We start from the raw sequence: 16,284 nt of genomic DNA on the forward strand, positions 1-16,284 counted from the left end.
AATACCAATACAGCGTTAAATTTATAGAGCTACCGAGCGCGGTTTAGAATAGACGGGATAACGCACCGTCAGGCTCTATAAATTAATACACCTCGTAGCATAGGGAGTGCACCAATGGGCGTACAAGTAAAGACAGGCTCAAAGTATATTTACACATTCAAACAAGGCGACGCGGAAGGCTCGGCAGATATGCGAGAGTTACTAGGTGGTAAGGGTGCCAACCTAGCAGAAATGTGTAACCTAGGGTTGCCTGTGCCAGCAGGTCTAACTATAACCACAGAAGCCTGTATAAAGTACCGCTCAATATCCAACCAAGAAGAAAAAGAAAGTTTCGTAAAACGCCTTGCTAACCAAGCAATGAAGCAACTAAAAGCCCTAAACACTAAAGAGTACTTACCGCTGGTTTCAGTTAGGTCGGGTGCTCAAGTGTCAATGGCTGGTATGATGGACACCATACTAAACGTAGGGCACCACACAGGACGTTTTACAGAGCTATTCCCAGTGCTGGGTGCTAAGACATGCCTAGATAGCTACCGAAGACTACAGCAAATGTACGGTTCCACTGTATTAGGTATCGAAGATGCGTTTTTTGCGGCAGCTATAAAGCAGGTTAAAGAGCATAGCGGCGTAAACTTAGACTGTGAGCTATCAGAAGACGGGCTTATGACGCTAATAAAAGCTTTTGATGCCGCATATAAAGTAAACAACCACCAACCGCTAGAACTAAACTACCAAGAGCAGTTAGAAGGCTCTATAAGGGCGGTATTTGATAGCTGGGACAACCACCGAGCTAAGGTGTACCGTAAGCACCATGGGATACCCGAGGACTGGGGCACAGCAGTTAATATACAGTTTATGGTTTTTGGTAACGCGCATGGATTATCTGGGTCGGGTGTGATGTTCACCAGAGATACCACCACGGGGGAGAATATCACCCTAGGCGAATTTTTAATGAACGCCCAAGGGGAGGACGTGGTGGCAGGGATACGCACACCGGAGCCACTAGGTAAGCTAGCTAAAGTTTCGAGTGATTTACACTGTAAATTGCTAACAATGGCTAAGACGCTAGAAGAACATTACAACGATGTGCAGGACATAGAATTTACTATAGAGTCCGGTGAGCTTTATTTACTACAAACTCGTAACGCCAAAAGAACCGCCCAAGCCGAGATAAAAATAGCTAGTGATTTCGTAAAAGACGGGTTATGGGATTTTTGTGACCTACAGGAAAAGATAAACCCACTGTCATTTGACCTACTAAGTAAACCAGTGCTAGCCCCAACTGACGAGAATAAAGTACTGGCGACTGGTTTAGGTACGGGTGGTGTAGCTAGTGGTTTAGTAGCAACTAGTACCGAGGAAGGGCTAAAGCTAAAGGCCGCAGGTAAAGATTTTGTACTGTGGGCGTATGAAACAACCCCCAACGACCTAGAGGCAATGCTAGTAGCTAAGGCAATAGTTACCGAGATTGGGGGGCAAACTTGCCATGCAGCCGTAGTGGCGAGGTCACTAAACCTACCTTGTGTAGTGGGTACTGGTACACCTTGGGGTGGCGAGCAAATAATAACGGTAGACGCAGACTCAGGTAAAGTTTACGGGGGTATTGTGCCTTGCGAGTCAATGCAGGAGCCGGACTACGTTAGAGAGCTTATATCTTATATGGCAGAATGTAGCGGGCTAGTGCAGCATGGGGACTACGTAGAAGGTACTTTATACTCATTAGTTACGAAAGAGGTACAGGTTAATGACAAACCAGAATCGTTTATTCTGGACTTGTCAGAATTAGGCCAGAAACTAAATAAACTAGATAACCAATTATTAGCCTTAGTAGGTAGCAGTGCAGACCAATACAGGGACGAATTATTTAAAGAGCGGCTAGAGGGTAGCCCGTTTGGCTGGCTAAACCAACTAGTGAACGCCGATAAGTTACCAGATGATAGACATGTGGTTGCTAAACGTTGGGAGGAACAACCACCACTAGTAAAGTTAGTGGTAAAATCACTGGGTTTTAAACAGGTGACCGAGCTTAAAAAACCACTAGACCTAATAGCTGGGGGCAAGGGTTTTGTGGATGAGAAGGAGTTACGCCGAGTCTTAGGGGATAGTGTTTTTGATTATCTTAAAGATAAGGCATTGAGCGACGGACTATACCCAACGGAGGTTAGTAGGGTAAGCACGCGCCGAGAGATAATCGATACATTAAAAGGAGAGTGACATATGGCACTAGTTTTAGGACGCCGCGACGGTGAATCAGTTATAGCAGAAACAAAAGACGGTATCGAGGTAGTAGTAACCTTATTATCACACCGCTACAACGGTAGGGATAAGGTAGCTATTATTCGCGTGGACTATGAAAACGGCGACCAAGTAGAACATGACCTAAGCAAAAATGAGGCCAATGTAGCTGAAATTTGCAGTAGTCCCTACGTGGGGGTATCTCTCATGGATGCCCAAAGAAACCAAACGCGGCTAGCGTTTCATGGTACCAAAGAAGACGTAACATTTTTACGTCGTGAGGTGAAGGAGCGAAAAAATGGGTAATTTAAGTGCAACTAAAAAACGACGTTTACACCGTGCTAATAGACAAGCGGTTAAAGCAAAGATGGATAAGCGAATAGAAGCAGAGACGGCCTTCGCTTTTAAACAGCAAAAGTTTATGGAGACGCATGTAGCGGCTATGGTGCGTCATATTTGCCAAAATATACCAGTGGTGATGCTGGGGTGGTCTTACCCTAAGAAACCACGCGAAGGTTATCCGTATCTAGAATTGTGTAACCATGCAGGGGACGTTATGTACGTATACGGAGCACCATATGCGACGAAGCCGGACGACATAGCAGGTGTAAAAATGGCAGCAGAGATTAACCTAGAATGTACTATAGACATTCCAACCCGTGACTTTGACGTACCAGACATGGAAACATTTAGTAAGGGTATAACGCAAGCGCTAGAGATATTAGTCAATAAAGGCGAGATTTTCGTAGGATGTATGGGTGGTATAGGCAGGACTGGGCTAGCCTTAGCAGGTATCTGCAAATTACATGACAAGCTTTTCCACCAGACGGTAAGGCCAGCGGTGGATTACCGTAATCATATCCGTAGCAAGGTACACCCACACGCGATAGAGACTAAACAGCAGCTAGATTTTATAGACAGCTATAACCCGTAGTTTGACAAAGCGCTAAAGTTAGTTAATAATACCTTAGCAATAAGCCAATAGGAGTGGCGTACATGAATATACCCGAGCTGTACACTAGACCAGCTTTTAACCTCGTGTCTCTAGCCCCAGTACCGTTAAGTAGTGCTGGGTTAGGCCTAAGACATTACCTAGATACGTTAGGCATGGCTAGACAACCTACGGTGCAAGCGTTTGCATTTTATTACCTAGACCACTGTGTGGCCTTAATAAAGAGCAGGTATAGTGGTACAGTAATACCAGACGACCTAGGGGAAGTGGTAGATTTATACCACGCGCTAACCACTATGTTTGGTTCGGACATGTACGCCTACCTATTTTTAATATGTAACCGTGAGTTTAGGTATTGTCGAAGCTCAGAGATTGAGTACCACTCTAAGCTAGGGGACACACCAGCTAGTACCCTCGGGTATCAGATAAAAAGCAACAGCTCTACCGGAGCATATGACAAGTTAACGAAATATACGGGAGACGCCACTCTAGGGGCATACTGTGAAATGATGACCACGGGGTATTACCAGTTAAAATGGGATACTGCCTACGGGGGTAAGAAGTGGGGTGATATTGCCAAGGTACTAGAAAACTATGTACTAGGTCGTATACCACTAATGACACTTTTAGACCAGTCTTTTAGCCTACAGCACAATACCTGTGCAATATTCAACAAGGGAACCGTGTACGAGAAAGAGTCGTCCCAGCTAGTAACTGTACTTGACTTACAACATGCCGGACAAATAATAAATTTAGCTTATGACTTATTTTTCTGTGATTTTGACGGGCTGCTTTTAAAAAATCTTAAAGGTTGGGGCGAGTACGGGTTATCCTTAAAACAAGTCTTCGTAGTAATGGCTAAACACTTCGATGGGTTAGACACGCATGTTAACTGGGACTTAGTGACGGACGGAAAATATGCTACACCGTATTCCAAGTTAGGAGGCTATAAGAAGCACTGGTATACCAAGTTTGGAATATACACGACAGGGGACGCCGTAATATCCAAAGATAAAAAAGAAAAAGGGTATTACCAGTTAGCACCTAAAGAGAAATACACCACATTTAAAAGGACTAAAAAATGACTAGTAAGATTAAGTGTTATCATACCCACCCAAAAGTACCACTAGACGCTGCCGTAAAAGGGGAGCTATACGGGGGTAACGGGTTTGCCCCTTGTCATAAAGCAGACCTGTACGTAGACCTAAACCCAAGGCAAGGTATACAGGCGCATAGAACCTATGACACTAAGGACGGGGGGAAGTATATTAATTTCCCTATACCTAACATGGGGGTACCAAATCTAAAGAAACTGCACAAGCTAGTAGATACTCTAGTGACAGCATTAGAAGCGGGTGAAGTAGTGCACGTAGGTTGTATAGGTGGGCACGGTAGGACAGGGTTAGTACTAGCAGTATTAGTTAAGAAACTAACAGGTAACGTAAATGCCGTACACTGGCTACGGGACAACTATTGTAACAGGGCTGTAGAATCGGCGCAGCAGATAGACTACCTATACGACCATTTCGGGATTAGTAAAGTTAACCCCGTGTACGGGAATCGTGTAAACTGGATTGGGGAATTATAGAAGGATTACTACTATGGCTGTCACACTAAACATACTTACTCAAAAATCATTAGGTGCGCTTTTCCAAAATGGGTTACCCGCTACGGTGGTACCGCACCTAGGGCAACTAAATAAATGTGAAATATACTACCAAACCCATTGCTTTGACGTGTTAATACCATTACCAAACCAAAGTAAAAACATGATGATGATATTTAGGGTTAGGTCACACGTGGTAGGTTCTTTAATGTCCGGTATGCTAGGTAAACAGCCATTATTAGACCTAACTAAAGGTGTAGGATATTTCCTCAAACACGTAATAACGCTATTAAGTACCTATGAAGAACTAACATACAGCACCGAGACCTTAGCCGCACAAAATTGTAGTGCTGTGATAGCAGTCACAGAGAGCTACTTTAAGTTCTTAGACGATGTGGGGGAAGCAAACGCATGCCCCAAGAAGTATAAACCAGCCGTAACAGCCCCAGATGAAGAAAAGGCAGAAGGGCTAAAGTTAGACTTTAGCAAACTAGACCCAGTAGCAGCGGAAAGTAACATAGAGGCACAGGACAAGAGCGTAGAACTAATACATTTAGGGCACGGTATAGTAAAACACTCGGAAGATGTGATTACTGTAGATGTACTCCATGAAAAAGCGGAGCCAGTAAAGCTATCCGTAGCAGTAGCGCTAGGTCAAAAGGTTAAAGGGACGGCGGTTAACTCTGTGTACCGTGTGGCGGCACTAGGAACGATGTATAAGCTAGCCTGTAGGTTGCAAGATACAACCTTTAGTGTACGGGTGGAGCCTTCGGAAAACGTAACCATAGCTAAGGGCAGCGCTTATCATAATAAATTAAATGACGCGGGGTTAGACGTGGTTATGGACGCCACTAGTAAGAAAGTGTTATATGCGTCACTACACTTCGAAGGGATGGATTACAAGTCATCTAAGCGGGTATTAGGGGCTATAGTAGCTGACCTAGAATGTTTTAAACCAAGCCAAATACTATTAAATAGTGGCATATACCAAACGTAAGGAATAATTATGCTGTACATTGTTACAACCTCCTACCACGCAGAGGTTAGCAAAGCCATAGGCTCAGTACTGCAAAACTATCAAGGCCAATTCGATTACAAACTAGTATCACCTAATGATGATTTATCAATGATTCAGTCGGGTGATACTTGTCTTTGTATGGGTAAAAAAACCTATGATAGATTTGCTGGCTGGGGTGCCGTACCTAAAAACCGTTCGGTAACTTCAATGCGAAACAAGGAAGTTAACTACAACGGTATTAGTTTAATTTTCACCTTCGACCCTTACGCAGCGGGTAGGGACTATTCCACAAGAATAAACATGCTACTAGACACTAATCTAGCATGCCGACGAGTTATAACAGGTTCAATCAAACCGCCATTAGGGGATTACTCATGGGCTGAAAACTTTAACGAGGTGTTAGAGTACGTAGAGTCGGAGTACGCTAAAACAGGTGAAGGTGTGCCAGTTGCTATGGACTTAGAGACCGTAGGGCTGGATGAGGTTAACCCAGACGCTTGGATAGTTTCTATATTCTTTACCTATAAAGAGGGTAGGTCAGTTGGTATGTCATTTGACGGGCACAGTGACCAACCATTACCAAAAAACAGTAGGGAAGACGTGTACAGGCAGTTAGTTTGGCTATTCACCACTAAAAAAGTTAAAACTATTGGTGCTAATCTAAAATATGATATGCGCTGGATTCTACGTAAATGGGGTCTTTGGGTGGATAATTTCACGTTTGATACCACCTTAGTTGGGTCATTGATAGATGAAAATAGGTCTAATAGCCTAAACACCCACGCGAAGTTATATACACCGATAGGTGGCTATGATGATGAGTTTAATGATAAGGCAGACAAAAGCCGCATGGACTTAGAGCTAGCGAAAGATAGGGACAGCTTTTCTACATACGCGGGCGGGGATACGGACGCGTGCCTACGGGTGTACAACCAGCAAAAGAAAGAGCTACTACGCGACCCACAGTTAACTAGGTTCTATATTAATTTACTACACCCAAGCTCTAAGACCTTTACAAGGATGGAGCACGAAGGCGTAAGGATAGACCCAGAGCGTAAGGCCATAGTGCGAAGTGAGTTAGAGGCCGAAATAAACAACATGCAACAGATAGCGGAGAGTTTAATGCCCGCTAGGCTAAAGGCGAAACACCAGAGTAAAGGTTTAGCTTTAACCCGTGCTGCGGTGATACAAGACTTTATGTTTAGTCCGCAAGGCTTGAACCTAAAGCCGTTGGAATTTACCGAAAAGTCAATGAAAGACCCCAATAAGGCAAACTGGATACCAGCAACCACTAAGCAACACCTAAACAAGTTTAAAGACCACCCAGATGCGGGCGCGTTTGTAGAGGCTTATAACAACTTCAATACCGCTAAAAAAACTATGTCAACCTATATAGACGGTTTTGGCAAGTTTTTACGAGCAGATGGTATGTTTCACCCTAGTTACATGCTATTTCGAGGGGACTACGGTGGGGACGACTCAGGTACAGTAACAGGACGTTTAAGTGCCAAAGACCCAGCCATACAAACAGTACCTAAGCACAGCAAATGGGCACCTAGGTTAAGGTGGTGTTTTAGGCCACCAGAGGGACACCTATTTTTCGAAATAGACTTTTGCGCGGGTGAGCTGCGGGTAATCGCGGTAGTAGCCAATGAGCCTACTATGATTGCCAACTTTCAAGCGGGTAAAGACCCCCACGTACTGGGTGGGGCGGGTATAAGTAAGATGACATACGAGGAGGTGGCAGCGCTAGAGCATACTGACCCTAAACTTTATAAAAAGATTAGACAGCGTGGTAAGCCAGCTAACTTCGGGTTATCCTATGGTATGAGCGCTAATGGGTTTTACCATTATGCTAGAGACAGTTATGGGGTAGACATGACCCTAGCAGAAGCAGAGGAAGCGCACGTAGGGTTTTTTAATATGTTCGACCGTTTAAAACCATGGCACAATGAGTACCATAACTTCGCTAGACAAAATGGGTTTATCCGAACCCCACTAGGGCGTATACGCCACCTGCCACTAATAAACCACTCAGACGGTTTTATTAGAAGTAAAGCGGAGCGTCAGGCTATAAACAGCCCTATACAAGCGACGCTATCAGACTTAACCCAGCTAGCTGCCACCCTATTCGAGAAGGAGTACGGCGTTTTCGGGTCTAGGTCTAACCCATTACGCCTTTGCATGATGGTGCACGATGCCCTACTAGGGTATGTGCCTATGGAACACGCAGCGGAGTGGATACCTAAACTTGCCGAGGTTATGAGCAACTTACCATTAGGTGAGCTATTCGGGTGGTACCCACAGGTTAAATTTGATGTAGATTCAGAAGTACACCACGATAACCTATCAGAGCTTATGAACTTTGATAAGTACATGGCCTGTAAAGATGAGCTACTAGCAGATTTTGTTTACTAATAAGGGTCTAGGGGCTAGAATTATCTAGCACCTAGATACACCGGAGACAAACCAATGTCACAAACCGAAAAACGCGCTAGCGTAGACAGTAACGTGTTTATGGTAGTGCGCAAAGCTGGTGACGGGTTGCTACAATCTAATGCTAAAGAGGGTGAGGACAAGTTTTCTCAGTTCTATGTAAGCGCAGAAGGTAGTAGCTCGACGGCTAACATGATAGCCCCACCATACGACTTTGCGTCACTACGTGAAGCGTGCCGAGAAAACCCAACATTAGCACCCTGTATTGCGACTATGGAAGTTAACATAGACGGTACAGGGTTTTACTTTGTGGACGAAAACGGGGAAATGGTAGACGATGACGACCCAGCCGTTAAACAGTACTGGGACTTTGCCGAGTACATATACCCGCACACAGACCTATTAAGCCTACGTAGGTTAATACGTAGAGACCTAGAGGAGACAGGCAACTACTTCCTAGAGGTGATTAGGAACATATTAGGCGAGATAACATTCGTTAGACGTGTAGCACCAGAAGACATGCGACTATGTAAGCTATCAGAGCCAACAGAGAAGACTCTAACTATAGAGCGAAAAGGGGTTGAGACCACTGTAAAAATGATGGTACGCGAGCGTAGATTCGCACAAGTGGTATCGAAAACGCCTGTATACTTTGCGGAGTTTGGAGCCAGCCGTAAGCTAGACAAGGTTACAGGTCGCTGGGAGGGTGAAGCAGTAGGGCAAGGTGAAGACAGTGGTAAAACCAAGGTACCACCGGATAGAGTCGCTACCGAAATAATACATGGTACGCTAGATAGGGACTCAAAGACCCCATATGGCTTACCACGTTGGATTTCGTCGCATAGGGCGGTACGTGGTCAGGTGGAGGCCGAGGAATTAAACCTAGCGTTTTTTGATTCTGGGGGTGTGCCACCAGTACTAGTGGCTATTACGGGCGGTACGTTAACAGAGTCAGCACGTAACGCGTTACAAATGATTTTCTCAGGGACAGCCAAGCAGAAGCTAGAAGGAGCTGTAATAGAGGCCGAGGCTACGGGCGGTTCGGTAGAGAAGGACGGTAACGTTAATATGGAAGTGCACCAATTTGGTGACAAAAACGATTCCATGTTTGAAAACTATGATGACAAGTGCGAATCTAAAATACGTAAAACGTTTAGGTTACCTAAGCTATTCATGGGTGATATAGACGGTATCAACTTTGCCACGGCATATACCATGTACATGGTAACGGAAACCCAAGTATTCGAGCCAGAGCGGTTAGAGTTTGACACCATTATAAACCGCACCGTGTTTGCTGACGAAAAGACTTTTACGGCTGGCTATCGTTTGAAGTCTAAACCGCTTAATTTGAAAAACGTGGAGAATCGATTAAAGGCTATCGAAATGGCGAAACGTGAGGGCGGGGTTACAGTAGAGCACTTTATTGACCTACTAAACCAAGAAACAGACCTAAACATGACCTATGACGAAACTAAGCTAGACGAAGAAGAAAATAAAAACTTTGAGAAGCAGCAGAAACGCATAGATGCAGCCCTAGAAAAGCAAGGCGGCACACCAGACCCGCTTAATACTAAGAACACTAGCAAGCAGTCCCCTGTAAATGCACCAACCAAGAAAGGCGACTTTGCGCCTAAGAGGTCAGTACTAGAGCTGATAGAGCTATCAACCCTAGTAACTAAAGCGTGTTTTGATGGGGATGTGGCGCTAGTTAAAGAAGTAGGGGACGAAATACTAGGACTTACGGCTAACGATTACATGACAGTGCGCAAGTTAAGTTACTACAACTTGTTACACAACAACGTAGACGGTAACGCTTTAGCACTAGTTTTCCCAGACTGGGAAGGGGTAGAGAATGGCTAAAGTTCAACCACAGGCGTTTATAGCCGTTGAACAAGCCATAGAAAGCACACTATTAAAAACCTACCAGAAAAAGCGCAACTCTTTTGTAGCAGTTATAGCTAAAGAGCTGGATAACAATAACTATGATGGTGCCCTAGAGAAGGCAGCAACTAGTACAAAGTTAAACGGCGTTTTTTGGCAAAACCGCAAAAGATTGCGCTTATTGTCCGAGGGTTCTTTTAGGTTTGGGCAGACACGCTTAGCCGATTCTAGAGACCTTATCGCAGATGCTACGCAGGACGAGTACCTAAAAAAGCATGTTAACCTTATGAAAGCCTCGATAGAGAAGACCGAGACTATCATACAGGAGCGCGCTATGAAGGCTATAGAGGCGCTAGCAGTGCAGGGCAAGGTAACCAAAGCCGAGAAAATACGAGAGTTCGTATCGTTCATGGACGATTCGGCAGGTTTAGCAGGTGAGAATAATATTAAGCTTATCTCATCGTTACATAGCTCAAGGTTGGCGCAGTACGGGTTTACCGTAGAAGCCCAAGTACGAGCTATAACTTTCTATGGTATTAACGCAGTGTTAGACGGTAGAACGTCCGACATTTGTAAACATATGCACGGTAAAGTGTTTCCAGTGGAGTACGCCTACGAGCAGAGTATTAAGCTATTAGCAACGGAAGACCCAGACGAGCTAAAGTACCTAGCCCCATGGGCTACCAAAGCTAGTGACCTAGCGCTATTAAAGTCTATGAACACCTCGGAGCTTATGGCAGCGGGTTGGGCTATACCACCGTTTCACCCATACTGTAGGACATATATAGACGAGGCTGGGCAGACTATCGAGGTAGATTTTTCAGAAACAACATCGATAATAACACCAAAAGAAGTGGAACCACTGATAGTACCTTTAGGGGAGGATACGGCAGAGACCTTGTTACTAGACCAGTTCGGTATACCACTTTCTAACTTAGGGCTAGCAAACTTAGGTAAGGAGATATTAGACGACGTTAACATACAAGAGGCCACTAACCTATGGTCAATGATACCTAACCTGTCTGTGGTAGAGGTCGAAGAACTAATAAAAGCCATAAGGTCTGGGGAATATGACGACTTCGAATTAATGGATATTTTTGGAATTAGTTTTGATTCATTAGAGAAGGTAAAGAGTTTCCTATGAGAGACAATCTAAAATACTACCTTAAACTACGCCTACGTTTAAGGGTGCTAAAAAGGGAGGTTAGAAAATACGAAGAACTAACGGCATTGGAAAAATTGCAAACGCTTGCACAACACCGAAAAAGACTAGAGGAAGTAACCGCGATACAAGAAGTACTACGGTTAAGTAAAAAGTTTGGGTTTATTTGGTGGTAAAACTTGCAAGAACTGTGCCAAATGATTACACTTAAAACCGTTATAGGTGAGCTGAAAAAATTATGAAAGTAATTAACGTACCCATTAAGGAAGATAACAAGCTTTTGCAGGTCATATACGGGGAGGTTTATATACCGAACGTGTTAGACTCGCATGGTGAGTGGATGACCCATTGGGAAATTACCGCAATGGCGCACGGGTTCATGGCTAACGGTGACCTAACAGCAGTTGACCGCGAGCATAATAACGTCAAGACAGGCGCACGAATAGTGGAATCCTACATAGCTAACGAAGGTGACCCTATTTTTATTGCTGGCGCTTGGGTCATAGGTGTAAAGCTACCGGACGAAATGTGGGAACTTTACCTAAGTGGGGACATAAACGGTTTTAGCTTTGAGGGTTTGGTGCATAAAAGCACAGCCCTATACGACGTTGAAATACCGTTTACTATGACAGGTGAGACCGCAGAGCGTGACGGGCATATACATTTGTTTAAAGTCTACTTTAACGAGAGTGGGGATTTTTTAGGCGGTGAGACGTCGGCACCACTAGCGGAAAATGGAGAGATTTTGGACGGGCATTATCACTTAATTTCACGTGGTACTGTGACCGATGACGCGGAACAACATAACCACACTTTTAATTTTATTGACGCATTGGTGAACGACGATGACCAACCGGACAACCAAGAAACTTAGCGCTACTGCGTTATCAGACGTTGAGTGCACATGGGTTAGCTTAGTTAAACGCGGTGCAAATCGACAACCAATCAAAATATATAAATCAGAGGATGGGAACCATACCATGAGTAAAGGTGCACAAACATCACTCGACCTAGCATCAATCGGTGCACGTGCTATTAAAGCGGAGCAACAAACTACCTCGGTAGTTATTGCAGCTATCGTACACAAGGGCGAGGGCGAGCGAATCTCAGAGCTACTAAAAGACGTAGACGGTCTAGATGTAGTATCAGTGGTTAAAGACGAGGCTAATAACTGCGACGTTATCAACTTCGTGGACAACCCGCAGATGGATGAAAACTGCCTAGTTTACAAACATGATGATAACGTGTCGTTTATCATTTCGGGTGTTAAAGAGAGCACCAGTAAGATGGAATTTTGGGCTAACTCTACGTCGTTCAAAGACAACATTCGCAAAACATCGTTTTTTCCGAGTCTGCGTGAGGCTGGCTATACCCTAGTGGATACTATTGCTAATATCGCCTATGGAGAGGACGACCAAGACCTAGTAACTAAAGCAGAAGCGGAGTTACAAGCGTTTGGCGAATATGTCAAAGAGCTAGTTATGGCACTACCAGTTACAGTGGTTAAGTCTATCGCAAGCATTGACTTTACCCCCGCGGTGGAAGAAGCAACCACTACAGAAGACCCAGCAGCTACCGTCGAAACGGCTACTAAGACCGAAGACGAAGCGGTAGTAAAAACGGAAGGTGATGAACTTACCAAAGAAGGCGACGAGCTGGACAAAGGTAAAGAAGAACCAGAAGTAACGGCGGAAGTAGAACCGGAAAAAACTACTAAAACAGAAGACGAGGCACCAGCATGGGCTACCCAGCTAGTTGCTAAGGTTGACGGTTTGACAGAGCGTATGGGTGCGCTAGAAGAAACGGCGCAGATTACCGCTCAAAAAGCAGAAGAAGCAGTAAAAGCTACGGGGGAATCACAAGCGTTAGTTAGCAAAGCAGAAGCGGTGTTAAACAATGCACGTGGTACAGTTATTGCCGAGGCAGAAGCAGACGACGACCTAGACCTAGGGTTAGACGAACGCAGCCTAGCCGATAACGACGACCTACACGAAGCAGGTATAGAGCTTTATTAAGCTTTGACTTAATGCCAGTTTAAGGCATTGTTATTTAATTTTACTTTTAGATATTGAGAGACAGAGTTATGTCACAACAAAGCAAAACTATTCTACGTAAGGCCGACCTAGCGGTAGCAGAGATTAACGGACAAGGTAGCCTTACGATTGAACAGTCAAACCGTTTTATCCGTAAGCTAATCGAAGCGCCGACATTGCTACGTGTTTGTCGTACTATCGCAATGAGTGCACCATCACGCCGCATTAATAAAATCGGTTTTGGTGAGCGTATCATGCGTGCGGCTAACCAAGGTACGTACACTGGCGGTGTGGCACAGGACGACCGTGCACTAGCGGCGGCTGACCGTTCTAAACCACAATTCGAGAAAATCGAATTGAACACCAAAGAAATCATGGCAGAGATTCGTTTACCATACGAACTGCTAGAGGACAACATTGAAGGCGGTAACATTAACTTTGGTGGTGCTACTCAAGTGTCAGGCGGTGCACCTAATGGCGGTATCCTAAACACTATTCTTGACCTTATCGCAGAGCGCGCAGCTATCGATATGGAAGAACTTTGTTTACTAGGTGATACAGCGTCGGGTGATGCGTACCTAGCACTAGTTGACGGTTGGTTGAAGCGTGCGCAAACAGCAAACTCACTAGATTACGGTAACCAAGGTATTACACGTAAACTGTTTAAAATCGGTATTCAAATGCTTGAGCCGAAGTACAAACGTAACATGCAGTCTATGCGCCATTTCTTGTCGCATAACCAAGTTACCGAGTACTCAGACACTCTAGCAGGTCGTGAAACACAGCTAGGTGACTCGAAGCATACACAAGGTACCGCGCCAGTATATGGTAACGGTGTACTATGTGTGCCAGTGGCACTTATGCCAGAGTCGCAGGGTATCCTATGTGACCCTAAAAACTTGCTATTCGGTATCCAGCGTAACCTATCGCTAGAAATTGATAAGGACATTCGAGCGCGTGAATTTGTTGTAGTACTAACTGCACGTGTTGACGTTCAAATCGAAGAAACCGAGGCAGTTATTCACTATAACAACATCCTTGACCCACTAGCCTAAGCTAAGGGTTAATGGCTAACTAGGCACCCCAGCGGAAATAAGCGTAGGGGTGCCTTTTTCCTTATAAAATACCAACAACACAAGAGGGACTAGCTATGGCAGTTCAGCAAACAAAAAAAACCGCAGGTACAGAGCAACTAGCAGCAGCAGAAGACCAAGTACGTTTAGTACTAGTAGGCCGTAAGACCCAGTTTATCATGGGTATGGGTACTCTATACCGAGGCAAGGACTTTGGGGTAAGCCCATCCCACGCAAAACGCCTACTATTGGCTAAAAACCGTATGACGGGGGAAAACCTGTTTATGCGCGCGGAGGACTACGAGGCCATGACTAAAACAGAGGTTAGCAACCCCCTAGACTTAGGCCTAGGTGAGCCACTGGCAGAGCCTAAAGATAGGCCGACTATAGAGGAAGTCTAAAAGATGATTTTAACCACCCTAGCAAAACTTAAACAGCGAGTTAACGCCCCTAGTCTGGGTGCCGTTGACGCTAGGTGTGGTGCGTTACTTCAAGCGGCGACTATCCATGTTGCCGCTTACTTGCGTACGGACTTTACCCAAGTAACAGGGGTAAAAGATGTATTCACCCTACGTAGTGCCGACTTTAGGTCACGTTCCAATGTTATTAGACTAGAGCTTAGAAACAACCTTATAAATGGTGCAATCGCTTGCAACGTAGCACGCTCTAAATATGGTTTGAGTTCTGGTGATATTGTGGCGGTAGACCCATTAACTTATACCCATGACAGCACAAACGGTATAGTTAAACTGCAAGAGTGGGTAGCGTTGGGGCAAGTAATAGAGGTTACCTATAACAAGGGGCTAGCTACCGCCGATGACGGTAACGGGTACCAGTTAGCACAAAACGTGCCTAGTTGGTTAGAAGAAGCAGCCCTAGTAACAGCGGCGTACCACTATTTATTACCTAACATTGAGAACACGGACGAGTTATGTGACGGTCTGCCATGTGAGGCTAAGGAGCTTTTAGCCCCATATAGGCGAGGGAGACAGGACGCGTTCCAAGCGGAGTAATAGCCTATGCTTGATTTTGAGGCAGACTTTAGAAGCGCAACACGACTACTAGTTAAAGTTAACAAGCAGTTGGACGCGGATAAGGTGGCAGACGATGCGGTAGCGATAATTTTAAGTCGTATTCGTAAGAGGTTCTTAAACCAGACGGCACCGGATGGTAGTAGGTGGCCTATATCTAAGGCAGCTATCATGCGTGAGGAGACCGGACGGGGTGGGGGTACCTTATACGACTCAGGCGACCTATTTAGGAGTATCCAAGCAGTTAAACGCGGGAGAGGCATAAGGGCTATACAGACGGACAAGGACTACGCTATTAAGCACCACAGAGGCCTAGACGGTATGGTAGCTAGACCTTTCCTAGACACTAACGATGGTGACTTACAATTCGTTACCGACTTTATCATATCGAGGGTTAAATAATGGCAACATCAATAGTAGCCATGGAAGACAATATAAAAGCTCTTATCCAGTCTGTTACGTCAAACATAACGGTATATGACCCAGACGATATGCTAGAGCTTACGGCGCACATTGCACCACCTTTTGTAGGTTTAGTGTACTTAGGGCTAGACCCTAATGGACTAGACAAAGAGGGACGGTCTGCTAAAATGATGTTTGGGATATACATTCTTGGAACTAAGAAAAACCTAACCTCTAAAAAGAACTGCCCAACAACACAAGAGGGCGTATCAGAGGCGGATTTAGTTAGTATAACTCAATTCTTGCAAGACTTACGCGAGGCTATAGGTGGTCAAACAGCCCCGTCAATGCACAAATGGCAGCTAAGAACAGAGCGACCATATACCTTTGACGATAAAGGCATAGGTTACCACCAAGTATGGCAAGCTACAGTACAATCTATATAGAGAGTAAAA

15 protein-coding genes are annotated in these 16,284 nt (G+C 44.9%); all 15 read left to right on the forward strand.

Features of this window, described 5'->3' with window-relative positions; all coding sequences use genetic code 11:
• Nucleotides 1-114: 114 nt before the first annotated feature.
• The 15 genes from ACRXC1_RS00155 to ACRXC1_RS00225 all read left to right on the forward strand — a co-directional run bounded on the left by ACRXC1_RS00155 (nt 115) and on the right by ACRXC1_RS00225 (nt 16,275).
• Entirely contained in the window at nt 115-2,214 is a 2,100-nt protein-coding gene (locus ACRXC1_RS00155; RefSeq protein WP_433655553.1) for a PEP/pyruvate-binding domain-containing protein, read from the forward strand.
• A gap of 3 nt (nt 2,215-2,217) precedes the next feature.
• Nucleotides 2,218-2,541, forward strand: a complete 324-nt coding sequence (locus ACRXC1_RS00160) for a hypothetical protein (RefSeq protein ID WP_433655555.1) — start codon at nt 2,218-2,220, stop codon at nt 2,539-2,541.
• On the forward strand, nt 2,534-3,169 hold the full coding sequence (locus tag ACRXC1_RS00165; RefSeq protein WP_433655557.1) for a protein-tyrosine phosphatase family protein: 636 nt from the start codon (nt 2,534-2,536) through the stop codon (nt 3,167-3,169). Before ACRXC1_RS00160 ends, ACRXC1_RS00165 begins: the two co-directional genes overlap by 8 nt.
• 62 nt (nt 3,170-3,231) lie before the next feature.
• Complete coding sequence (locus ACRXC1_RS00170; protein ID WP_433655559.1) at nt 3,232-4,272, forward strand: hypothetical protein; 1,041 nt, start codon at nt 3,232-3,234, stop codon at nt 4,270-4,272.
• The gene (locus ACRXC1_RS00175; protein ID WP_433655561.1) at nt 4,269-4,775 is read left to right on the forward strand and encodes a protein-tyrosine phosphatase family protein; all 507 of its coding nucleotides are present in this window, start codon (nt 4,269-4,271) and stop codon (nt 4,773-4,775) included. The genes ACRXC1_RS00170 and ACRXC1_RS00175 overlap by 4 nt, the downstream gene beginning before the upstream one ends.
• 181 nt (nt 4,776-4,956) lie before the next feature.
• Nucleotides 4,957-5,790: a hypothetical protein gene (locus ACRXC1_RS00180; RefSeq protein WP_433655563.1), complete on the forward strand. Its 834-nt coding sequence runs from the start codon at nt 4,957-4,959 to the stop codon at nt 5,788-5,790.
• 9 nt (nt 5,791-5,799) lie between these two features.
• On the forward strand, nt 5,800-8,229 hold the full coding sequence (locus tag ACRXC1_RS00185) for a DNA polymerase (protein WP_433655565.1): 2,430 nt from the start codon (nt 5,800-5,802) through the stop codon (nt 8,227-8,229).
• A gap of 291 nt (nt 8,230-8,520) precedes the next feature.
• A complete protein-coding gene (locus ACRXC1_RS00190) occupies nt 8,521-10,107 on the forward strand; it encodes a hypothetical protein (protein ID WP_433655566.1) in 1,587 nt (528 codons plus the stop codon).
• Nucleotides 10,100-11,272: a hypothetical protein gene (locus ACRXC1_RS00195; protein WP_433655568.1), complete on the forward strand. Its 1,173-nt coding sequence runs from the start codon at nt 10,100-10,102 to the stop codon at nt 11,270-11,272. The genes ACRXC1_RS00190 and ACRXC1_RS00195 overlap by 8 nt, the downstream gene beginning before the upstream one ends.
• 256 nt (nt 11,273-11,528) lie before the next feature.
• On the forward strand, nt 11,529-12,164 hold the full coding sequence (locus tag ACRXC1_RS00200) for an XkdF-like putative serine protease domain-containing protein (protein ID WP_433655570.1): 636 nt from the start codon (nt 11,529-11,531) through the stop codon (nt 12,162-12,164).
• Nucleotides 12,165-12,270: 106 nt separating this feature from the next.
• Complete coding sequence (locus tag ACRXC1_RS00205) at nt 12,271-13,305, forward strand: hypothetical protein (protein ID WP_433655572.1); 1,035 nt, start codon at nt 12,271-12,273, stop codon at nt 13,303-13,305.
• Between the two features lie 68 nt (nt 13,306-13,373).
• A complete protein-coding gene (locus ACRXC1_RS00210) occupies nt 13,374-14,378 on the forward strand; it encodes a hypothetical protein (RefSeq protein WP_433655574.1) in 1,005 nt (334 codons plus the stop codon).
• A 95-nt stretch (nt 14,379-14,473) separates the two neighbouring features.
• Complete coding sequence (locus ACRXC1_RS00215) at nt 14,474-14,797, forward strand: hypothetical protein (protein ID WP_433655576.1); 324 nt, start codon at nt 14,474-14,476, stop codon at nt 14,795-14,797.
• A gap of 618 nt (nt 14,798-15,415) precedes the next feature.
• Nucleotides 15,416-15,829, forward strand: coding sequence for a phage virion morphogenesis protein (locus ACRXC1_RS00220; RefSeq protein ID WP_433655578.1), 414 nt, complete (start codon nt 15,416-15,418; stop codon nt 15,827-15,829).
• A complete protein-coding gene (locus ACRXC1_RS00225; RefSeq protein WP_433655580.1) occupies nt 15,829-16,275 on the forward strand; it encodes a hypothetical protein in 447 nt (148 codons plus the stop codon). The genes ACRXC1_RS00220 and ACRXC1_RS00225 overlap by 1 nt, the downstream gene beginning before the upstream one ends.
• Nucleotides 16,276-16,284: the final 9 nt, after the last annotated feature.

Origin of the sequence: Halobacteriovorax sp. GFR8, from assembly GCF_050955245.1 — a bacterium.
Classification (GTDB): domain Bacteria; phylum Bdellovibrionota; class Bacteriovoracia; order Bacteriovoracales; family Bacteriovoracaceae; genus Halobacteriovorax_A.